We start from the raw sequence: 24,459 nt of genomic DNA on the forward strand, positions 1-24,459 counted from the left end.
CTAATCCCAGTTGTATTTCGTTGCTATTCTACCGAATCCTTCATTCAACAATTTCTTATTTCGACAAAGGCGAGATGCGATACAATCCGGCACCATGATAGTTAATCGTAGGAGCAAATCCTGAACCGGAATAGGTACCCAAGTCCTTTTTCGCCCACAGGTCGCGAATTTTACATTCGCCTGTAAACCCGAGCTCCTCCATGTTAATCGGAATAGCAACCGCATCAACCTCTCCGGGAGCCGGGTCTTCTGTTGAGATCATAAACTCGACTGTGGCTCCTCCGTGCTGGCTGGTACCTCCCTGATCCAAGCCGGCAAAAGCTTTAAATCGCACCGTGTTCTCCGGAATCTTGTATTTGATAATCGATTGCGAATGCGTTCCAATTCCTTTTTCGTAAGTGGTTTCCTTGACCTGTAGTGGATTACCTGATAGACTTTTATTCAAAGCCACCTCTCCCCATCCAGCCGAAGCGAACTCCCAGTTCAGACTGGTCAGGCTGATCGAATCACCGTTATCCTGGTAGATTGTTGGGTTGATCCAATCGGCGTGGTCGCAGGCATGACCGTCACCGCCATCATTCACAATCAGGTATAACTGAGTACTTCCTTTAGGAAGATCAATATCGATCTTTTCTCCATATCCGTCGGTCAGCCTCGAAACGGTGCCGCTGCGATACAACAAATCTTTTGTTGTAATAAAACCATCGCCGGCACTATTGAATACGGCTACTAACTTATCACCGGTATCCGGATCGTCTGCCGTCCAGCCAATCAGGTCATTCTCGTTAAACCATTGCTTGTTGTTCACAGAGTGGGCATGTACATCCAGAACTTCGCGGTTGGTTAATAGTGAATTTGTGAATTCATCGTTATCCGGCATGTTACCACCAAACATCAATGGCGACTTGAACATCGTCCAAAGTGTCATCAACGTATATTGCTCGTCTGCAGTGAACTTTGTGTAACGGTCGGTGGCTCGTTCGCCACGAATGAATTTCCCCATGGGAAGCATATCTGCATCAGGCCAGGCACCGGGTTGGATGTAGGGTGCCCATTCGGCACATTTTTCAAATGAATAGTTCAGCTGCGCCCAGTTATCCCAAAAATCGTCGATGGTGCGCCACATGTTTGCATGCGCTGTAGCATGTTCATGCTCTTCAACGGGAGTTGCACCAGGTGACATGCTGAACACAATCGGACGTCCAGTTTGATCGATGGCTTTGCGAATCATCTCAATTTCATTTGCGTGGTAAGGGCGCGAAAGATCATCAACCTTGACGAAATCCAATCCCCACGAAGCATATAAATCGAAAATAGAGTTGTAATATTCCTGTGCTCCTTCTTTACCGGCAACAACGGTGTAATTATCCTGCAGCCAGGTACATTCCGTGTCGATCGAATAAATATCAGCTGCAGTTTTATCTGTTCCTTTGATTGGCATTTTATTAAAAACGGCTTCTTTCGGTACACCCCGCATAATGTGAATCCCAAACTTTAGTCCAAGGCTATGGATATAGTCAGCCAGCGGCTTAAATCCTGCTCCATTCGCTGCCGAAGGGAACCGTGTTGGCGACGGCATATAACGTCCGTATTCATCCAGAATAAAGGTTGAATTGTCGTAGGCGTTGTAATGCCCTGTCGTCTGGTTATCAACATACCAACGGATATCCACAACAACATATTCCCAGCCGTAATCCTTCAGGTTGGCAGCCATGTAATCTGCATTCGCTTTTACCTCATCTTCAACTACCGAAGGGCCAAAGCAATCCCAGCTGTTCCACCCCATTGGCGGCGTTATCGCCCATTGATGAAAGGAATCTGTTTTATCTCCTGGCGTTTTCGTATTCGAACAAGAGAACAGAGAAAGTATAATTATTAAAAACGTGCTTAAAAAAATAACTCTTTTCATTTTTATTTTATTTGTTTTCTGAATCCAAATCACGAAGAATCCAATTCAAAGCCAGATCTTTCCGACTTGTTCTAATGGATCTGATTTGATCTGCAAATCGGCCTAATTTTGCTTTCACTTGTTGTATAAAATATCTCATTGTTTTCATCGCAGTCAGAATAAAGTAACCTAGCTAAGTTGATACAGGTCTCGTGCCTGTTAATGCTTTATCACAATCTTCTTTGTGATTGTTCCTTCACTTGTCGTTAATCTGAGCAAGTAAACTCCGGTAGCAATATTCGACACATTCAAGTCGGTATTTCCACTCGACTGAATATCGATATTCATCACCACTGCACCACTCATGCTTAACAGTTGCAAGGTGGAGAAGTCACGTTTACTAAATTCCATGTAGTTGATGTGTAGGATATCATTCGCAGGGTTAGGCCATACTGAAAGGTCGCTCTCTTCCATCACCATATCGTACACATCGGTTGTGAGGTCGTTGTATAATTCTGTTACTTGCGTACCGGACAACTGATAATTGTATATTCTAAAATCGTCAATTGCTCCGCCGAATAATTTTTTGGTCGACGAATTGACTCCAATGTAATTCATGAAAGGGTTAAAATCGGATGGCCTGATTGTCATCGTTGCTGACTCCGCAACCAACGCACCATTAACATACATGGAGGCTCCGTTGTCTCCAAGAGTTACAACCAAGTGGGCCCATTCAGCAACTGGCAAAGTCGGAGCTGTCAAGGTTTGCTCTGTGCCATTATACTTGATTCCCAATTGCATTTGACCACCTGTTGCTTCCGACAGATACATGTATTCGTCGTTGACTGAACTAAATTCGAAAATATGTCGATCAACTGTATAACCATTTCTCTTCACCCAAGCTACAACCGAAATTTGAGGATGGTTGGCAACATCTTCGGGAAGCTGAACAAAATCGCTTGAACCATTAAGTGATAACGCTCCCGTACCTTGTCGGCCGGTAATAAAGGTCCCTCCTTTGGCGACGGCATGGTTAAGGTTTAGCGAATTATCCTTGGTATCACCCTCAAATTTGAGGTATTCAACCAAATCATTCTCGCCAGTAGAAGCAGCTGACGCTTCATCAGAATAACCGGAACGGTTGAGAGCCTTATCTACAGCTCTGATTTTATAGAAGTACGAAACACCAGCTAACGTTGTATTATCAACACAGGATGTCGCATCAACATTCCTGGCTATCGTTTTGTAGTCGCCACCTGATGAACTGGCACGTAAAATATCGTAACCAGCGACATCTGTATCCGTACTGGCTGTCCACTCCAGTTTTACAGAACTTGCATTTCCTGTTGCAGTCAAATTCGTCGGAACGGCTGGAGCAGCAAACTCAACGGTCGCATCAACCGGTAAAAAGCGCCAGAGTATATTATCATTAATGTTTTTTTCCCGCTGGACAATATTATTATCCGAAGATCCCTCCAGACACAGGGCACTATGGCGGCTTCGAATATAAAACCAACCATCACCGGCATACTCCAAATACCACTGTTGATTTGCGCCTTTCGTATAATCCCAGGTCGCAATGTTGTCGCCATCATTCAGCGACCAGTTATAAACATCGGGCGACTTACCACTGTGTACTGCTGTCATCGTGTAATAACTGAAATCGCCCCCAATCCGGGAATCGACAGGTGCCACATTCCACTGCTGGTAGGTGGCGTTTGCGTATGTACCTTGCTGCAAGTTCGCACCTGCAGTTGTTGAGCCATCTGCTACCTCGGCAACCTTTCCGCTGGCTTTATTCACCAGAATATATTTGCCGTTAATGGCTGGTTGTACATCCTCGCCCCTGGTGATATTGACAACACGTTCCGCATTGGTCTGTCCATTCTGATAGCCGGTTCCTCCCGGCATCACTACTGTAAATTGACGCTGCGGGCCATTTCCATCGTAGTAAACTTTTTCGTCCTCCGAGACAAAACGGTAAGTTGTGGTTACCGCTTGTCTTTCTGAACTTCCAACAAAGGCTTGTACTTTTCCGTCGGGGGCGCGATAAACTGATGCTGCTGTCCAGTTCGGACGATGTTCAGCATAGCCCAATCGGGCACCGCCAGATCTGCTGGCTTTGCAAAACTCGCCCCGTGCATATTCGGCCCAGCCCCACCAAATGCCGGTTTGCATGCCGTATTCAACACCAACCATCGCTTCCATCACATTGTGCAACTCATCGGCTGTCGCGTGATCGCCGTTGGCTCTAACTGCCTGAAAAAATGCAGCGTAATGATCGAAATCACCTGCGAGCTGGTGGGTATTTCCCTCGTCCAACCCCGCAGGATCCAGGTAATTGTACCATTCCAAAGCAACGTCATCATTCAGCGTGTTCCCTCCGGAAATGCGGATATTGTTGAAATTCGAATTCTTCTTCAACTCCAAAATGATATCATAAAAGTCGTCGATTGTTCCTTGACCGGTAGCCGAATAATCCGGCTCATTGAAGGGTGAAACTGTAACTACCGTTCGCCCTGCAGCTACGTGCATCACCCGGGTTACATCAAGGAGCTCAGCCCAGTTCTTTGCCTGGTCCGGATTTGACGGAGCCAGCGTTGGATCGATGGACGGATGATCTGAATTCAACACCACTTGAGTCGATGGATTGAGCCAGGTGTTGATGATATTAATCCGTAAATTGGTATTTGTGAGTGCAGTGCCTGTAAGCGCCCCATCCACGACCGGATCTGTTGGCATAAATGACGAACGCACCACATCAACGATGTCTTTTCCCATGAATCTGCTTCCGCGAATAATGTTGTTTTGATCGAGCCAGGCCAGGTCCAATCCCCAGATAATGGGCTTTTCGACCCCCGGGGCCGATAAACTATAGGTGACTGTGCGGTCAGGAATCGGTTGAGTAACCAAATTGTCAGCGGTACTGGCAGTTTGAGCATTGGCCAAGAATTGGCTGAATCCAATAATCAGCAAGGTAATTCCCAAAGTAAAGATGTATTTCATAGTTATGTAGGTTATCGTTTTATGCTATAAGGCGAATTTGAATGTGAAATCAATTTGAGCGAATTTGAATTTCGGCCCCCTCCAATCCGGGCGAACTTACATTGAGAACGAGTTCCCCCGGATTTTTAGGACTTCTAACTACTACTTGCGCACGGCCATTCCAAACCGTACATTGATCACTAACATATTGCTCTGTACTCTTCAGGTTGGCATTACCGACTCCGGCAATAACACCTTCTCCACGAATCGAAAATTCAAGTTTATTTTCAGCATTGGGTACAAGGTTGCCTTCTGCGTCCGTCACCTCAACTGTGACGTACGACAAATCCTGTCCGTTTGCTTTTAGTAATTGACGATCAGCTGATAATTTTAGCTGCGATGGTTCTCCCGCGGTTTTCAAAACGGTTGTTTCAACTTCATTCTTTCCACCATCGATACCGACTGCTTTTAAGGTACCTGGAGCATATGGCACACTAAAAGTTGCCTTGTATTTCTGTTCCAATCCGGTCTGTTTTTCACCGATTAACTTGTCGTTTAAATACAAGCGGACAATTGGATATTTTGAATACACTTCAACATCAATATTTTCATTTTCAAAGCCCGGCCAGTTCCAGCTTTCCCAAGTTGGCCAAACGGCCCACATGGTTGTTTTTATCGCTCCTTTGGCCGGATTGGGCTCACGAACTGCCAGGTAAAGTTTTTCCGTGTCGTTCCACAAAAGATTGCGATAATGCGAAATCGGCTTGCGCCATCCATTCAGATCAATATCACCGCAATACGCACCATGCCATGGGAAAAAGTTGCGTTCCCAGTGTTGCCCTTCCGGCTCCCACGGATAGTAGTAACGACCAATGCTGGATTCTCCCAGGTAGTCCATTGCCGTCCACACAAAGTCGCCAATAATGTAATCGTTATTGTGAACCATCTGCCAGTTGTAAAAAGCATCTTTCGGATACGACTCGGTTTGCAAAATTACCCGATTAGGAACCCGTTTGTGATCGGACTCAGATTCGTGCATCATGTAGTTATAGCCGCAAATGTCGTGTTCGGCCATCAGTGGATCGAAAATTTCCCAGCCCTGATTCCAGCTGCACATGGCCGAAGTGACTGGCCTCGTGGGATCGAGCTCGCGAATATGACTATTCAGCATGTGGGCAGTCTTAACCGCTTCAGGCGACGTGCGTTCCATAATTTCGTTTCCACTGCTCCACATCACGATCGACGGATGATTGCGATCCCTCAAAACCATAGCTTCCAGATCGCTTTGCCAATTTTCATCAAAAATAGTGGAGTAGTCATGCGGTGTTGGATCTTTGGCCTGTCTCCAGCCATCAAATGCTTCGTCAATTACCAGGAGCCCCAGTCGGTCGCAAGCATCCAAAAATGCTTCCGACGGCGGGTTGTGCGAGGTTCTTACCGCGTTGAAACCAGCGTCCTTTAACAATTCAACTTTCCGCTCTTCAGCCCGGTCGTAAGCCGCAGCTCCCAAAACACCGTTGTCGTGATGAACACAACCTCCGTTCAACTTGATGGTTTTACCATTGAGTTCAAATCCTTTTTCGGCCGAATAGTTGATGGTGCGAATGCCAAATTTGTTTGCTACTTTATCAATCTCATTCCCGTCTTTTTGAATGATTGAATTTGCCGTATAAAGTTCAGGACTGTCCGGCGTCCACAGCATCGGATTATGAACAAGAATACTTTGTGTTACCTCTTCCTGACTATTCGAGGCCATCTCAATGCTCAATTCGCCACTTCCAACCCTATCCGAATTTTTATCCATCAGTTCTGTCACCAACCGGATGGTTTGTTGTTTTCCCGTTTCATTTTTAACGATCGTCTTTATTTCGACGGTAGCACTATCCGTTGTAATCGCCGGAGCAGTGATCGCTACGCCCCAATGTGCAATGTGTACCGGAGTGTTCACTGTCAGCCAAACGTGACGGTAAATACCGGATCCGCTGTACCAACGGCAGTTTTTTTGCAATGAATTATCCACCCGAACCGCCAGTATATTTTCTTTTCCGAAACGGATAAAAGAAGTCAGATCGTAATCGAATGAAGTATACCCATAAGGATGCACTCCAAGCGATTTGCCGTTGATGAACACTTCCGAGTTCATGTAAACTCCTTCGAAATAGATTCCGATTTTTTCTCCATTCCACTCTTTGGGAATCGTAAAACTTTTCCGGTACCAGCCAATCCCTGCAGGGAAATACCCTCCATCATTACCCGTTGGGTTATCCGGTGCAATCTTATCCTCAATGCTCCAATCGTGGGGTAAATCCAGTTGTCTCCAACCCGAATCATCGAAATTCGAATTCTCGGCATTCGGCTGTTCGCCCAAAGCAAACCGCCAGTCGAAATCAAAGCTTTGCTTCCTTTCGATATTTCCGGATGCCTGGTTGCTATGCGGAGTACAAGCCCCCAAAAGGAAGACAAAAGACAACGTACAAATCAGAAGGTCTATTGATTTTTTCATAGATAAAGTTCTTTAAAAGCTTCGTGTCATTTTAGTTGATGGAAAACTGCGAACCGGAATTGGACGAACTTCCGACAACCGATTATTGAAAATAAAGGGTCTTTGCAAAATTACAGCGAATTCGTGGAAAGACATTTGGACTACTTTCTGAATCGCGGCGAACGAACGTGTTAGGATTCCGATTTTCCCTTGCACCGTACAAAACCAACGGTTCCTGAAATGCTCCCCCAAATCATCGAGGTTAATTTGAATTTTGGATGCCTTTCGGTTCCCCTGGCAGGCGAAAATTGGAAGGAAGTAAATGATCCGTTTCACAAGTATCGATTTAGTTTTACTGGTTTGTGACGTCCATTCAAACTCATTTTGAATCGCAGTTGATGAACCTCACTACAAAACTATTTTAAGACTATAAAATTGACGACTATAAATTCAGCAGAGGAGCTACACAAATTCGTCAAACGACATTTTTCCCGCAGAATTACTATGTTTGCAGAAGAACCTATCCTTATGAAACCGATATTATCATTGCTATTCCTGTTGGTCTGCTTGGGTACAAATGCTCAGTACCGTCAAATTAAAAAGCTTGGTATTGTAGACGGCCTGTCCAATAGTTTCATCATGGGGATCACCCAGGACAAAGAAGGCTTTCTTTGGTTTTCGACTGAATCCGGCTTAAACCGATTCGACGGAGAACAATTTAAAGTGTTTAAAAAAGGTGATGAGAATTCCGTTAGTGCCAATGAACTGAACGTAGTTTGTGCCGATCAATACGACAACAAAATATGGATTGCGACTCAGCGGGAAGGCTTAAATTCATTCGACTGCAATACCGGTAAATTCAAGCACTACAAACACGATCCCCTGGATCCAACTAGTATCCCAACGAATGATGTTACCAACATCATCAATTCGCGGGACAGCAACCTGTGGATTACAACTTACCACCAGGGTTTCGCTTATTTCGATAAAGAATCAGCATCATTTACAACTTACAACAAGACAACCATCCCGGATTTAGCCAGCAATACAATCTGGTCAATTGCCGAAGAAAAGGATGGTACCATTTACCTTGGGCACGAAAGCACCGGATTTAGCGTTTTCGATCCCAAAACCGGAGCCCTCAAAAATTTTCAAAACAAACCGAACGATCCCACCAGTTTACCCGGGAATAAAGTCAATACAATTTTTATTGACCAGCATTCAAATATTTGGCTGGGCACCGATAATGGGTTGGCCTTGTTTAACAGACAATTCTCCAACTTCACGGTCTTTAGACACCGACAAGGAGATCCCGGCTCGTTGATTTCAAACTTTATTTTCAGCATCACACAAACCCATAACGGCCAATTGTGGATTGGAACCGAAAACGGAGGTATCAGTATTCTCAATACAACGCAATACGTATCGCGTTCCGGAAATCAGATAAGTTTTGACAATATAACATCCGGCTACAACGATAACTCCTTGTCCAACCAAACGGTACACTGTATCTATCAGGATCGCTTTGAAAACATCTGGATGGGAACCTATGGCGGAGGAATCAATATCATCAGCCACCAAGCGCCTTTTTTCAACCAATGGACGTATTCTTCGAACCCGGAAGTCGCCAACAGGCTGTCAAACAAAACAGCTTACGGGATTTGCACAGATGAAGATGGTCGTATTTGGGTTGGAACAGACGGAGGCGGAATTGATGTATTTGAAAACGGGTTTAAAGTTAAGATGATAAACGAGTCCAATTCGAAACTCACCGATGATGCGGTACTTGCAGCATATCGTGATTCGAAAGGCAATCTTTGGTTTGGAACCTGGGCTGGCGGAGTCTCGATCCTAAAACAAAATTCGACAAAAGTAGAACCTTTTCCAATCGAGGGTATTGGCGATGTGCGTTGTTTTTCGGAAGACAGGTACGGAAGAATTTGGATCGGTAGCTCGAACCGACTTTACCAATACGATCCGCAAACTGACAAAGTAAATGCGTTTAACTCGACAAATTCTCCGTTAAATGGCGACTACCTCCGAAGTATCTGCCATACTTCCAACGGGCAAATGTGGATCGGGTATTTTGGTGCGGGAGTAGCTGTTTTTAATGAAAACCTGGAATTACTGAAGAGTTTTGATACAAACTCCGGACTTCCTTCAAATTTAATCAATCATCTTTTTTACGATCGTTCGGGTAATGTTTGGGCTGGATCCGGAGATGGCTTAATTCTGTTTCATCCCGAAGATCCGGATCAGTTTACCATTTTTAATGATAAGAATCTGATCAGTGATCCGCACATACGGGCAATTGCAGAAGATGCGAATAATAAACTCTGGTGCAGTACTACAAGCGGTATAATTTGTTACGACCAAAATTCAAATAAATTCTACAATTATCTCCCCCGGCAGTACGAAGGCATTCCATTAGGGAGCTTCATCTCAGGTTCTGTTATAAATGACAACAATGAATGGATCATGTTTGGGTCTGAAAACGGTCTCTGCTTTTTCGATCCAAGGCGCCTGCCCTCTGATTTGACACTTCCCCCGGTTGTAATGACCGACTTCAGTGTGTACGACAAAAAAGTTCGGTTATCCGAACAAGAGAACTCAATTCCGGTGAAGTCACATATTAACTTATCCTATCAGCAAAACACGTTCAAGGTATCCTTCAGCGTACTTGATGTCGTCACGACCGACCTCGTGGAATACAGCTACCAGCTCCAGGGTTTGGAAGAACAATGGTACAATGCCCGCGATGATCACTCAATCACCTTCCGTAATGTTCCTTACGGGAGATACAAATTCAACATTAAAGCAAAAATAAGAAACCAGGAAGGATCTGGAGAACTTTCGTCCTGGAGTATTTACATCCACCCTCCTTTTTGGCTGAGTTGGTGGGCAAAAAGTATATACGCGATCCTTTTCATCATCGCTGTTTGGTACACCTTACGTTTCTACAAGCGCAAAATGGATTTGGAAAATTCATTAATTATTGAGAAAAGTAACCACCAAAAAGATCAGGAGCTTCATAACGAAAGACTCCGCTTTTTCACCAATATTGCGCACGAACTGCGAACACCGCTCACCTTGATTATGGGACCATTGGAGGACATGATTTCCGATGAGGATTTAACACAAAAACAAAGCGGGAAACTGAATGCTATCCGGAAAAGTACAAACCGGCTTTTGAACCTGATTAACCAGTTGATGGAGTTCCGAAAAACGGAAACACAGAACCGACAATTGACTGTTCGCGAAGGAATGCTGGATCGTTTAGTAACTGAAATTGGCTTGAAATACCAGGATCTGAACACCAATAAAAACCTGAAGGTTAGTGTTGACATCGCCGACGGTGATTACCGCATGTATTTTGATCAGGAGGCCATCACAGTTGTTCTGGATAACCTCATTTCGAATGCTTTCAAATTTACCGACTCCGGCATTATCAATATCGCATTGCACAATTTCGAGGAAAACGGAACGAGCTACACCGAAATTTCTGTCGCAGACTCGGGCAAAGGCATTCACGCCGACGCATTGCCTAAAATCTTCGATCGGTACTTCCAGGAAAAGAAGAGTGCTCAACGTTCCGGTACCGGAATTGGATTGGCTTTGGCGAAAAATCTGATCACCTTGCACCAAGGTGAGATAAAGGTAGAAAGTACCCCCGGAACCGGTACAACCTTCCATGTTATTTTGCAAAAGGCAAACAATTACCCCGACGCACGCCACGAAATCATCGATGTTATTCCAAGCGAGGAAGCATCTGAACTGGACAAAGAATTGCTTGCCATCGCCGCCGATGTTGAGATGGATCCTGAAAACCAAACGGCAGAACTGGCCAGCCAGAAAAACAAACAAATCATACTGGTAATTGAGGACAATAAAGACATCAACAACTACATCGTTGAATCATTATCCGAAAACTACCGGATTATTTCAGCCTTAAACGGCACCATTGGTCTCGAGAAAGCACAGCAATACAGCCCCGACCTGATTATTTCGGATGTGATGATGCCTGAAATGGATGGATTTGAATTGGTCGGCAAATTGAAGGAAGACATCCGAACCAGCCATATTCCGGTGATTTTATTAACCGCCAAAGATTCGCTTGCCGATAAAACGACCGGGTACGAACTGGGTGCCGAATCGTATATCACCAAACCGTTCACGGCCAAGCTTCTGCTTAGTCGAATAAAAAACATCCTGGAGACCCGGAAAAAGATTGCCGAACAGTTTAAAGAATCTGTTGACAAGAAGAGCTTCATGAATGAGTCTCTGAACAATCTGGACAAGGAATTTATCGAGTCAATAGCCAAGATCATTGAAGATAACCTGGATTCGGCTGCACTCGACGTCAACTTCCTGGCCGAGAAAATGGCCATGAGTCATTCAACCTTATACCGTAAGGTGAAAGCACTTACCGAGCAAACGGTTAATGAGTACATCCGGACCATTCGGATTCGGAAAGCCGAGGAATTTTTGATTACCGGCCGCTACTCGATTTCAGAGATCGCCTACATGATTGGAATGAGCAGCGGCAACTATTTCCGGAAGTGCTTTAAAGACGAATTTGGCGAAACACCGAGTGATTACCTGAAAAAGATTGCAGGCAGGGACGAATAATCCGGCGTTGAATTTAACCAGGTGATCCACTGAATAAGGCTAGCTTGGCAAAAAAATCTTCAAACATGAGTCGAACATCCAGGTCGTAATAGACTCTTATTCCCCGGCCGTTGCGATTCTCTTCGAAATAGCCTTTTCCGTTTACTCTCGGCGCCTTTTTCACAGCATATTTGCTGGACGATGGGTCAACTTCCCATGCCGACTGCAGGGCTGTTAACAGCACCAACGGGCTATCGCCTAAAGCGTAAGCTTCGCCTAATCCCTTGTCAGCCCTTTTCATCAAATCGTCCAGGCGACTAACGAGAAAGCGTCCGGTATCTCCCATACCTTTTACCTTGTATGTGAGCTCAGCGTAGCTTGTCAAAGCCTGCCGGTAAGCATCGCGCGGCACTTGCCAAATCGGTATGTTCGACTGATTAAAGATTACCTGGCAAGCTTTTGCGTCAATTCCGGTATTGTACTCCCAATTCTTTGTTGCGCCCGGTGGTGGCGTTGCCAAGCCGTCATATTCGGTACCACCAATCCAAATCAAAATAATCCGTTCTGCAATTTGAGGTTCCATTAACCAGGCACTGGCAATATTTGTCAGACCTGCGCCGCAAACAACATAAAGAGGCTCCTTTACATCATCGCGCATAGCCTCCCGAACAATGGCTTTGGCCCCTTCAGACTCCATTGGTGTTAGGGTATCCTTCAACTCGGAACTGGAACCTTCGTATACGCTATATTTTTCGCTTAAATGCATAACCGCCAGTAACTCGCTGGCCATTTTAGCCGAATAGGTTGCATCTCCAGGGTAACCATAAAACCCGCCATCATAATGTTTAGAACCAATAATTGCCTTCACATCAACTGTCGGCGACAGCAGGTGGTGTGCCAACTGAAACAATCCGTCGGGATCTCCGCCGAAGTCATTATCAATAATGACACGCGTTCTGACTTTAATCACCTGATTATAGTCGACTGATTGTTCTTGTGCAAACGCTGAAGCCGTGAAAAGCAGTGCACTTAGCACCAATAATCCGAATCTTTTCATAAGTTGTAATTGTGTTGTAAAAATCCTCTCCTAAGTTAGTCAATCCAAGAAAAAACCCCGAAAATGAAACTGCATTTCCGGGGCAAACAATACTACATAACTAACTAAACGAACCTTTAGCCGGCTGTCCCAAAATGAATCAACCGGGAAAAGACAGTATCTTAATTTTCAATTTATTTCACTTCGAATGTGTTTAGTGAATGAGCTTTCAGCGAGACCTCTAAAAAACGCGCACCGAGTTTTACGGTCATTGATTTGCTTTCTTCATTAAAGTTTCCGGCAAAAACAACATACTGCCCCTGTGGATTTTTGACGACCATCACCGGCATTTTGTCTTCTTTCCCCTTTTTGAAAGCCATAATTCGACTTCCCGAACTCAGGAAATGCGTGTAATGCTTAACGGCAAAATATTCGGGCGTGTAGGTAGCTGTCTTTGCTTCCGAATCAACACGGATCAGCGCATTCTGTTTCCAGCCCCAGCCGCTCACGCCATCATCTGCCAGGATCGCATTCCAGAAAGTGTATTCTTCGCAACCATTTCCAAGGTAATGGTTGATGAGGTTGAAGGTATGCTCGGCCGCTCCCCAGTCGAACGAGCCCCAACCACACTCACTCTCGGTTTGCACGTATTTGTAGTTCGGGTATTTTTCGCGAATACGAGGAAGAATTTGTCCACCCTCCCACTGAAACCCGACCCCTTTAAAGGTTTCCGGCATCCGCGGATCGGAAAGGACTTCGTCAATAACTTCGTAATGGTTGGTATTAATGGTTCCAAAATACAAATCAACTTCCGGATGTTGCTTTTTTAAGGTCGGAGCAAGGTATTCGGTATTAAAGCGAATAATCCCGTCCGGAGTCCAGGCACAGCCTGGATAAGGTGTGTAACTCCAGGCTTCATTCTGGAACATTACCTGGTTAACCGGAATTCCTTCTGCTGCATAGGCATCGATGAACTTGCAGAAGTAATTCGCATAGGTCTGCAAATATCGAGGGTCCTGGATAAAATAATCGTTTACTGCCAATTTTGCCGGGAATACTCCCTCATATGTTTTTTCGCTGTCTTCAAAAAGCAGGTAATTTAGTTTTGGATCTAACTTATTGTGATCAGCATTGCTCACCACCGAATAGTAGTGATTGATTTTCATCCACGACGGTGGCGACCAGGGCGAAATCCAGAAAGTCAAATCCGGGTTCTTTTCCTGCGCTGCTTTGATGAATGGAATCAGTGTGGTTTTATCGCGATCGATGTTGAAATATTTCAACTGGAAATCGCCGCTTACTTCGTCGCAGCTGTACCAGTCGCGTGCATAATCGTTGGCATTAATGGAAAAACGGCCGATCGAAAACCGGAGATCACCATCGGGCGAAAATAACTGACTCAAAATGGTTTCTTGTTGATTGCGGGGAAGCAGATTCAGCGCATCCCAGCCACGTTCGTTAAAGCAGGTCCCCCAAGCTTTGAAGGTTAAAAGCTCTTCATCGCCGTTTAATTCTAAAACAGGACTTATCGCTGCTGCTTTTTCAAGTTTTAATGTCTTTTGTTCCCAGGTATTGTTTTCCGTACTACTTACCCAACTAACGGACTGCGCATTAAGCACAAAACTTGCTGACGCAAAGACCAACAGGGCAAAGATTTTCCTTATACACATGTTGTTTATTGTTTATTATCTGACAATCATTCAAATAAGCCCCAATGGCTTAAAACAGAAAGATGTTTAATTTCTTTTTAGTAGTAGAAGGCACGGGCTTTACACACCCGTGCCTTTTTTGATGATGAAATTGGAGATTTATCTAACGAATAATTTGACATTATCAAATGCTGTCCAACCATTGTTAAGCCAACCTAAATTGCCAATTGCATTGGCTTTCAACTGAATTCCCAAGCGCCCTCCCACTGATGCAGAAGTTGCCATGGTTACGAATTCGAGGCCCGTTCCCAAGGTTTCAAATGTGTGCGTTTCTATAACCTGGCGGATTCCGTCGCCATTGTTGTAGTACAATGTAACGGTAAAGTTATCACCACCTGACCAGGCATCCCATGCATCAAGGGTAATCTTGTATTCCTCACCTTCAGCAATCACATGGTTTGTCAACTGATACACTTCGGGTTCTTTATTCCACAAATAGCCCCAGAAGTTTCCATTACCATCCGGCCCATCGACACCCGAATCATTGACTTGCGTATCACTACTCCAACCCGGCACGGTTTCCCAGTTTGGTATTTTTCCGGTTCCCGGAAGTTGGAAATCTCCGTTCTCAATCGCAATCGCTGTAAACGGAACTTCAGACGGACTAACGGTTTTTGAGACGGATGAAGGATTAGATCCTGCGGCTCCTGTTACATTCAATGTCACGGTATAGTCGCCGGCAGCAGCGTAGGTGTGAACGGGATTCTCGTCTGTCGAGGTTTCACCGTCGCCAAAATCCCAGGAATATGAATCAGCATATGTGGTTGTATTGGTAAAGGTTATCATCATATATTCCTTTACAAAGGTAAATCCAGCCACCGGACTATCGACCACAACAACAGCCTGTGTAACTTTTGCGGGCGTTGAACCACTAGCTCCAAATAAAGTCAGCGTAACGGTATAAGTTCCACCTGCGGCATACGTGTGCACCGGGCGGATTGACGTGGACGTCTCTCCATCGCCAAAGTCCCAGGTCACTGCATCGGCATCAGCGCCAGACGCGGCAAAGGAAACCGATAGGGTATTATCCGAACTAACCGTAAAGCTAAAATCTCCGGTAGGATCTGCAGGGTCGTCCTTGCATCCCGCAACAAACAAGGCGAGCAGCGAAATAACCGCTAAAACTCTTAAATTGATTCTATTATAATATTTCATTTTCGTTGATTTAAAAGATTATAACCTACTTCGCAAATAATTCAACATTGTCGAAACTTGTCCAACTATCAGCGCCGTCTCCTGAAACACCCTTAAATTCGACTCCTAATTTTCCGCCAACAGATGTTGCGGTAGCAGTACCAACTAATTCAATCGATGTCCATTCATTTGAAACAACATCGAAAGTTTGTGATTTAATCACGTTTCGTGTTCCGTTGCTTGCCTGCGAAATGATGGAAACAGTAATCTTAGGGCCATTCCAGATATTGATGGCTTCCAAATTCATTTTGAAAATTTCACCGTCTAAGACAATGTGATCGGTAATGTTGTAGCCCGACGCATCAACATTGTAAAGCACGCCTTTGAAACTTTCGTTACCGGCTCCCCACCAGGTCCCCAAGTTCTCAACTCCTGAGTCTGTTGTCGGCGAATCACTATTCCAACCCAGAACATCGGCCCAGTTCTGAATTCTGTTACCACCTGTGCTAAGTTCGAAATTTCCATTCGTCATTGGAACGGCTACATATCCAACGTTTACAGAATGAGTAGCGACCGCAGTAATCGTTCCTTCTCCTCCCATTGCAGTCAAAGTAACCGTGTAGTCTCCACCTTGAGCATAAGTATGCGTCGGATTCTCTTCCGTTGATGTGTCACCGTCACCAAAATCCCACATGAAGGATTCAACATACTTTGAAGTCGTTGTAAACGTAACTTCCCGGCCATTGACTACAGATGTGAAATCAGCTGTTGGGTTTTTCGGCCCATCGGGATCACCTTGTAATTCCTCAACCTGGGAATAATAGAATTCACTTGATTGGTCGGAACGAACACCGACCCGTGCAAAATAATAGTATTCGGCATCCAGAATTTGGGGTAATGTCGCGATCATTGTTACTTCTTCACCGGACACGATCGTTGACACATCGGCCTTTAAAGCAAAATCTTTCTGATTTTCGTCAACAAGAATGTTTTTGCTGAGATACAGTTTAACATCTTGAAGGACAGCAGCGACATCAACCTGGTTAACTTTGAAAGTTGCCACAACGGCATTTCCTTTTACCTCGAACGAGGCATCAGTTACGGTAAAAAATGGTTGGACTTCCACATCCTGAACCGTATTACCACTAACGTTGATGACAATTGTATCGCTCGATTCGGCATCCCACGGTGCACCTGCCAGGCGAACCATTTTATATTCGCCGTTGAACAAACGGGCGGAATAAGTACCATCCTGAGCGATGTGAACTGCTATTTTTTCATTCAGCGCATAGCCGTCTTGCCACAATTCCAACTGCGTTCCGTTGGTGCGCACACCAACAGCGTTCCCGTTGTAGGTTACCGTACCCGTGAGCATCGACTCAGGAGCACTGAAGTTATCGATTTCGCAGCCCGTAAAAAAGATGCTAAAAACGGCTGCAAATAATATGATTAATTTTTTCATTGGTGTTCTTTTTAAGTTTTTAACCATTCAAATTCTATTGGAACGGGTTCTTCACGAGTTTCGGGTTGTTGTTCAACACGCCTTGATCGATCGAAGCATAGTAGTTCGCCATTCTGAAGAACCGGGGTTGTTTAAATCGGATCGGTGCCGTTCTTACAAAAATGTATTTACCATCGTCGCTACCCTTGTTCGTAATTTGATACGGATACAAACCCACAACCATTGCGTCCGGGTTGGAATTGTCGCCATCCCAAACCTGATCGGCTGTTCTCCAGCGTTTCAGGTCGAAGAAGCGCTGATTGCCTTCAAATGCCAATTCTACGCGGCGTTCCTTTTGAATCGTTTCAATGGTAAGGCTTGACAGGCTATTGGCGTCAAAACCACCGTGTACTTCCCGCACCTTATTGATGTAATCCACTGCATCTGATTGTCCCAGCTCGAAAGCAGCTTCCCCTGCATTCAGGTAGATTTCGCCTAAACGGAACCAAGGCCACCAGTTTTCACCCAATGTTGGGCGGATACCGGCATCAGGATCTTCAGAAACCAGCTTTCGAAGATAGAATCCGGAATTACTAACAAATTGAGCATCGTTAACCGGACCGTCCAAGCCAGTCAGCTTTCCTCCGTTGTCTGTGGTGCTCCCCAAATCACCCGTCTTCAAATCATAGCCCGAACCATTCCACTCGGCAACACCGGCCTGGATATCAACATCCTTCGAGCGGAATTGTGCACCTGGATAAACGACTGTTGCTTCCAGACGTTTGTCTTTATTGGCAAAAATGGCACTCAGGCTGCTATAAATGATGTAGTCACCATTCGCATCCACGTCTTTCAAACTTCCTTCAGATCCATCCAGGTAGTCGAAGCTTTCTACCAACCCCAGAGAGGGAGATACCATTGAGGAACCTTCAATATCGGTCCGAAGACTTCTGACAACATTGTCATAAGTGAATCCATTCAACTTTTCAGCATCGCGGGAATAATCTTTTGCGAAGATGATTTCAGAAGAAGATTTGTCCATAAACAGGTCATAGAAATCTTCGTCCAAACTATATCTTCCGCTTTCGATGATCTCGGTTGAAGCGTCGAGCGATTTCTGATAGTATTCAGTCGCTCTGCTCGCCGGGATACCAACTTCGCCACCAGGCAGGGTAATCGGAGTACTCATTTCGTTGTTGTACTTAGCCAAAGATGCAGCGTAAAGCATGGCACGGCTCTGCAAAGCCAACGCAATATATTTGTTACCACGGGTATTGCTACTCTCTGTTTTTGTGAAGTTCTCTTTGATATCCTGAATTTCGTCGTAGATAAAATCATACACTTCTTCCTCTTTGGATCGAGGAACTTGCAGCGATTCAACATCGCCGCTGCCATCGTAAATTAACTGCTCAGTTACCAGCGGAACACCGCCCATATTTTTAACCATGTTGAAATACACCAGGGCTCTGATCAGTCTCAACTCCGCATCATATTGCTGCACTTCTTCGATTGTCAAAGTGGAGTATTGCGCCAGATTCTCAATCGCTAAATTGATATCGCGGATAAATCCGTAATCCCAGTATCTGCCGTAATCGCCTCCAAATTGGAAATCGTTCACCCAGTTACCATCGTTGTGTCCCGAAAACATGGCGTCGTCCAACTGGCAATCAGCCGAAGTATTGAACACATCACCCGGGATACGATCGTAATAGTTTGACAATAAACTCAGGATAAGTTCGGGGTCGCCCCAAAGCTGCTCATCGTTGATCCGGTTTTTAGGCTGCCGTTCCAACCAACTGTCATTGTCGCAACTCACAAACATGCCGAGAGTTGCTGATAATACCAGTAATAAGAATATTTTAGTTTTCATGATTATCGTTTAAGTTTAGAATGTTAGATTAAAACCGACCATAATTGTGCGTTGCTGAGGATACACCACGGCAGAACCTGACTGGATTTCAGGATCGATTCCGAATTGTTTCACATTGTCGATGGAAAACAGATTCGATCCGCTTACGTAAAACCGGGCTTTTGAGAGGCTTGCTTTCTTAGCCCATGCCTGAGGCAAAGTATATCCGAATTCGGCATTCCGAAGTCTCAGGAAACGCACCTTGTGCAACCAGAAATCCGAGTTTCGTCCATTGTTGTCAGAGGTACCATTCCGAATTGCCGGGTAACGACCGGGAATCCATTCACTTGTTGCGTCGTAAGGATCGGCACGGTGCCATCTATCGGTAAGCAGGTATGCAGGAGAGTTACCGCCAGCATGGAAAGGATTCCGCAGCTCCCAATTTTGAAACCACGATTGCATGGCAGCGCCGGCAAAGTCCATGTTCAGGTCAAAGTTTTTCCACTGTAAACCAATATTACCTCCAAAGCTTAACATCGGAGCCCAACCATCCGGATAGCCGATCGGCGTTTCATCCAACCAGTTAATTACACCGTCGCCATTGACGTCTTTGTAAATGATATCACCGGGTAACTGTGTACGGTTGTTTTGTCCGTCGTTATCGATCGCATAGTTTCTGATTTCTTCCTCTGACTGGAAACGACCAATTGCCTGGTAGCCCCACCATACTCCACCCCAGCGGTCCTCATTTGAATAGCGCCATTCATTATAGGAGTTTCCGAAACGAGGCTTGTAGCTTTCAACATATCTGAAACGTGAATAAGTTGCATTGGCACTTACGTTGTACTTCAACTCGCCAATCTTGCTTTTAAACGAAATCATTCCTTCAGCACCACGATACTCGTTCTTGTTCAGGTTTTCGTTTGGCAAACTATAACCAACTTCACTTGGAATCAAAACGTCATAACGTCCGGCCGGGATTCCTGAAATCACTTTCCTGAAAATGTCGGCGGTCAGCGACAACTTATCGTCGAAGAATTTCGCATCGATCCCCGCGTCATACATGGTATGTTTTTCCCACGAAAGGTTAGTTACCGGAAGACCTTGCGGCTGCATACCGGTTACATATTCCCCGTCGAGAACTGATCCACCGACTACCGCATTGTTATCAAATCGACCAAAGCTGTATCCCGGAAGATATCCAAATACACCAACTCCGGCCTCCTGTCCTGTCTGACCAACAGAAACCCTCAGTTTCAAATCGCTGACAGTGCTTTTCAAACCATCGAAGAAACCTTCGTCAGAAATACGCCATCCGGCCGATACCCCGGGAAAGAATCCCCAACGATTTCCGGGCGCATACAGATAAGAAGCGTCGTAACGACCAAGTACTTCCAGCAAGTATTTGTCTTTATAGGAATAGTTGAAACGGCCAAGGTAACCGGCACGTGCCTGGTAAGTCCATTCGTCGCCGTAACCGGTAAGAATTGCCAGACTGTTCAACGGAATGTAGTTGTTGGTTGGTGCAGCAGCAAGCCAGGTCAAATTGCGGTCCCAGTCACTTCTTTCGTAACCCAATACCGCTGAAACCGTGTGATCTTCACCGAATGTATGAGAATAGTTCAACTGAAACTGGTGGTAATGCGACATCGATTCGATTTTTGTTTCAAACCGCCATCTTGCACTTTGTCCGCCTGTTCTGCTGTAACTATCATCCGCTTCGTTGTAGGTATACAAATCGTAGGTATATTGAAATCCGTCAAAATGTAGGTTCGTATAGTTTTGCGAGTAGGTATACTTCGCCGACAAACCAAAGTCGAACTTATATTCGGCAAATAAGTTCACGTTCACTGCCTTTGTATGAGTGTCCTTATAACCGACGATATCTCTGCTAAAAAGCGCCGGGTTCAGGTCAGGTCTGTTAGGCGTATTATTGATGTACTCGGGATTATCATGTGCATAAGGTCCAACAGTTGGGCGGTTGGCATATACAGCCAAAAGAGAAGAAAAGTATCCGTCGCCCCCCTGCAAACCAACATCCTGTGTTTCTTCCAGTTTTAAAGCGGTTTGTGTTCCCAGGGTGAACCCTTTCAGAATTTCGCTTGACAAGTTAACCTGGAAGTTGGTCCGGTCGTAATTGAAATCTTTCATTGTCGCTTCCTGACCAACGTGAGACAGCGACATGTAATATTTTGAGCGCTTTGTTCCCCCGTTCACGTTCGCGTTGATGTTGTACTGGGGAACATTTTTTCGCATAACAAGGTCGTAGTAATCATAGCTTTTGTAGCCCAGCTGATTGCCTGCTTCCCACTTCGCCAATTCTTCCGGCGAGTAAATAGTAGCAGGATCAATTCCGGCATTTTGGGCTGCTTCAACCTTACCGCGTACATACTGTCCGGCATTGGCCAGATCTGGAAAGCGAGTCAAATTTTGCCATCCATAGTATCCGTTGACATTGACAGTTACTTTGTCGCCGGTGTTTCCTTTTTTTGTTGTAATCAAAACAACGCCGTTGGCCGCACGCAAACCATAAATAGCTGCCGCTGCGTCCTTCAGGATGGAGATACTTTCGATATCTTCCAAACTCAACGAGTTGAACACATCATTACCCGAAACACGAGTAACTCCCAACCAGTCTCTGGAAGCATCACCGCCATAGGGAATACCGTCAACAACGTACAAGGGGTTTCCCATGTTACGGATCTCCAGGTCGATACCTCTACCGGGACGAGCATCTTTTGCACGAGTTGACAAGCCCGGCATTTTACCGGCCAAAGCACCAGCAGTTGTGGTTGAAGCAGAACGCGTCAATTCTTCAGAATCTACACTACTTACAGCTGTAGTCACTTTCCGTTTCGATTGGGTACCATAACCAACGGCAACGACTTCGCCGAGGCCGATGGATTCCTCAACCAGCGTAACATCAACAACAGTTTTACCTGTAACATTAATTTCCTGCGCTTTCATACCCACAAACGTGAATATCAATGATGCATCTGCAGGCACCTTGGTGAGTGAATAACTACCATCCGCATCAGTTATGGTTCCGATGGTAGTACCTTTAACAACAACCGTTACCCCCGGAAGCGGCACTCCAGCCGTATCGGTTACTTTACCTTTAATAGTATTTTCAGCTTGTGTGTTACCGGAGTCTTCTGTTGCAGATACAACTTGATTTTGCTCCGATTCAGAGGTTGTAGCCCAGGATTGGAGGCCACAAACAAATAGCAGAAACATCGTAATTTTCAGAACTTTGATAAATTTCAGGAAATAGGATATCCCTATCCTTTCCATTCGATTTTTTTTCATAAATCTAAGCGATTAAGTGGTTAAATTTTTTACTGATTTACAAATGAGGAGATGTGACTGACACCTTCCACTCCAAATTAATTGTCACCTTTTCTTGTCTATCTGTGTCTCATGTTTAGATTAGGTTTTTGAGAAAATTTCATAAAGCAAATCTATCTTCAGACATGCAATTTTTTGATCACAAATTCGTCAGTTAGAGATCACGAATTCGTCAAATACACCGTTATTAGCGGGTTATATGAAAAAAGGGAGCCAGATGTGTGTTGAAACATCTGGCTCCCTTTACAAAAATATTGGATGAAGAACTTCTTTGAAAAAGACCGATCTAAGGATCATTACACTCTATAAAAAAGAATTCCCGTTGTGAAAAAATTGATGCGTCGAAATATTCAGGGCTTATTTATCATTCGAATCGAATCTCAGGTCAATCGAATCCTATAAAACAAAAAATGCACCCCGAAACAAATTCGGAGTGCATTTTAGAATTTAGACTTTAATTTTTATTCTGCCCGGAAGTTGATCACATTTTCATGAATGTAAGGTTGCTCCCGGATGGTATCTGCCACAACGTTCGTCAAAAAGATATTCTCAACGGGTAGCTCCTTTTGCCCTAAAATTCGGGAAATAAACTTCGCGTTGTTGGCGTGTACATTTTCCAAATGGATATCCGAAATAGGAGTCAACCGGCGCTCAACTGTTGGAACCAAATCCCGCCACTGGTATAAAACATCGGTCTCAATACCAAAAACCCCCTCACGCATTTTATCACCTTTTACGTTGGACACATAAATACTCCGGATAAAACCGCCGCGACGTTCGTTCGTTTTCAAAAACACCAGGTGAAACATGCTGGCACCATCGGCAACAGTACAACTATCCATGTATACATTTTCCACTCCACCAGACATTTCACTACCCACAGCAAGCAGCTGGTGCCCATTTCTAACATAGCAATTGCGAATTACCAGGTTTTTAGTTGGTGTGTTCAAGCGCCAGGCATCCTGGTTCCGACCTGACTTAACAGCAATAGCATCATCACCCTGATCGAATTCACAATTTTCGATTAACATGTTTTGCGTCATTTCCGGATCAACGCCATCGTTATTGTGCCCGTGGGCGTATACATGCAAGTTGCGAAGCACGACGTTTTTGCACAAATAAGGGTGGATGGTCCAAAAAGGACTGTTTGTGATTTTCACTCCGTCGAGCAATATATTTTCGCTCCGGTTAAACTGAATAAAGTGCGGACGTAAGTTTGCCGTATCGTTCACCATCACCCGCTCTTCAACCGGAACATCGTCGACCATCATAGTATACAAACGTTTTAAGCTGTTCATATGTCCAGAAGGACGCGGAAACCAGGTGCGCCAAAAATCCATTTTAGCTTTTAGCTCGCCCTCACCGGTAATCGCCACGTTTTTACATTCATAGGCATACACTAACGGCGAGTAATTGTAACATTCTAAACCTTCCCACGAGGTGTGAACCGGCGGCAGGTAATCTTTCGGATCGTCGTTAAAAAGCAAAACTGCTCCTTTTTCAAGATGTAAGTTCACATTGCTTTTAAAGTGAAGCTGCCCCGTCAGCCATTCTCCTTCAGGAATAACAACAATACCTCCTCCAGCTTTATTGGCTTCATCAATCGCCGCCGCGATTGCCGCTGAAGTTTTGTCTTTATCACCTTTTAAGGCGCCGAAGTCTGTTATCAAAAACTTCTTACAATTGGTAAAATCAGGAATCGTAACGGCCGGCATCTTAAAAGGTGCTTCAACCTGAATAGTTGTTGTCGTTAATTTGGATTGTTTTGTTGAACACGAAAAGCAAATTAATGCAATGAGTAACGGTAGTAATAATGTTTTCATAGTCGATAATTATTCTTTTTTATTGAATTGATCCAGATCCGAACACTTAAGCAACACAATGCCATGAGCCGTAATCGTAAAGATTCCGGATTCGCCAACAGCGCCTAAATCCAGCCCAAGCCAAAATGGTCGGATACCGAAGCTAAAATATTCAGC

11 protein-coding genes are annotated in these 24,459 nt (G+C 44.8%); 1 reads left to right on the forward strand and 10 read right to left on the reverse strand.

Going from position 1 to position 24,459, the window contains the following annotated elements:
- Window positions 1-55: 55 nt before the first annotated feature.
- From BC643_RS06140 to BC643_RS06150, 3 genes are all read right to left on the reverse strand, one after another.
- A complete protein-coding gene (locus BC643_RS06140; protein ID WP_147377152.1) occupies window positions 56-1,909 on the reverse strand; it encodes an NPCBM/NEW2 domain-containing protein in 1,854 nt (617 codons plus the stop codon).
- Between the two features lie 198 nt (window positions 1,910-2,107).
- Complete coding sequence (locus BC643_RS06145; protein WP_120272262.1) at window positions 2,108-4,894, reverse strand: RICIN domain-containing protein; 2,787 nt, start codon at window positions 4,892-4,894, stop codon at window positions 2,108-2,110.
- A 49-nt stretch (window positions 4,895-4,943) separates the two neighbouring features.
- Complete coding sequence (locus tag BC643_RS06150) at window positions 4,944-7,376, reverse strand: sugar-binding domain-containing protein (protein ID WP_120272263.1); 2,433 nt, start codon at window positions 7,374-7,376, stop codon at window positions 4,944-4,946.
- 507 nt (window positions 7,377-7,883) lie between these two features.
- On the opposite strand from BC643_RS06150, the gene BC643_RS06155 reads away from it, so the two are divergent.
- Window positions 7,884-11,984, forward strand: coding sequence for a hybrid sensor histidine kinase/response regulator transcription factor (locus BC643_RS06155; RefSeq protein ID WP_120274169.1), 4,101 nt, complete (start codon window positions 7,884-7,886; stop codon window positions 11,982-11,984).
- A 13-nt stretch (window positions 11,985-11,997) separates the two neighbouring features.
- On the opposite strand, the gene BC643_RS06160 is transcribed toward BC643_RS06155, so the two are convergent.
- From BC643_RS06160 to BC643_RS06190, 7 genes are all read right to left on the reverse strand, one after another.
- Window positions 11,998-13,020, reverse strand: coding sequence for a nucleoside hydrolase (locus tag BC643_RS06160; protein ID WP_120272264.1), 1,023 nt, complete (start codon window positions 13,018-13,020; stop codon window positions 11,998-12,000).
- Between the two features lie 173 nt (window positions 13,021-13,193).
- Complete coding sequence (locus tag BC643_RS06165) at window positions 13,194-14,669, reverse strand: glycoside hydrolase family 30 protein (RefSeq protein WP_120272265.1); 1,476 nt, start codon at window positions 14,667-14,669, stop codon at window positions 13,194-13,196.
- A 138-nt stretch (window positions 14,670-14,807) separates the two neighbouring features.
- Entirely contained in the window at window positions 14,808-15,863 is a 1,056-nt protein-coding gene (locus BC643_RS23670; protein WP_120272266.1) for a PKD domain-containing protein, read from the reverse strand.
- Between the two features lie 25 nt (window positions 15,864-15,888).
- Window positions 15,889-17,304, reverse strand: a complete 1,416-nt coding sequence (locus BC643_RS23505) for a DUF3823 domain-containing protein (protein ID WP_211337996.1) — start codon at window positions 17,302-17,304, stop codon at window positions 15,889-15,891.
- Window positions 17,305-17,338: 34 nt separating this feature from the next.
- A complete protein-coding gene (locus BC643_RS06180) occupies window positions 17,339-19,153 on the reverse strand; it encodes a RagB/SusD family nutrient uptake outer membrane protein (protein WP_120272267.1) in 1,815 nt (604 codons plus the stop codon).
- Window positions 19,154-19,168: 15 nt separating this feature from the next.
- Window positions 19,169-22,426 (reverse strand): SusC/RagA family TonB-linked outer membrane protein, encoded by a 3,258-nt coding sequence (locus BC643_RS06185; protein ID WP_211337997.1) that lies wholly within the window; start codon window positions 22,424-22,426, stop codon window positions 19,169-19,171.
- Between the two features lie 515 nt (window positions 22,427-22,941).
- On the reverse strand, window positions 22,942-24,303 hold the full coding sequence (locus tag BC643_RS06190; RefSeq protein WP_120272268.1) for a glycoside hydrolase family 28 protein: 1,362 nt from the start codon (window positions 24,301-24,303) through the stop codon (window positions 22,942-22,944).
- Window positions 24,304-24,459 lie beyond the last annotated feature (156 nt).

Origin of the sequence: Mangrovibacterium diazotrophicum (genome assembly GCF_003610535.1) — a bacterium.
Taxonomy (GTDB): Bacteria; Bacteroidota; Bacteroidia; order Bacteroidales; family Prolixibacteraceae; genus Mangrovibacterium; species Mangrovibacterium diazotrophicum.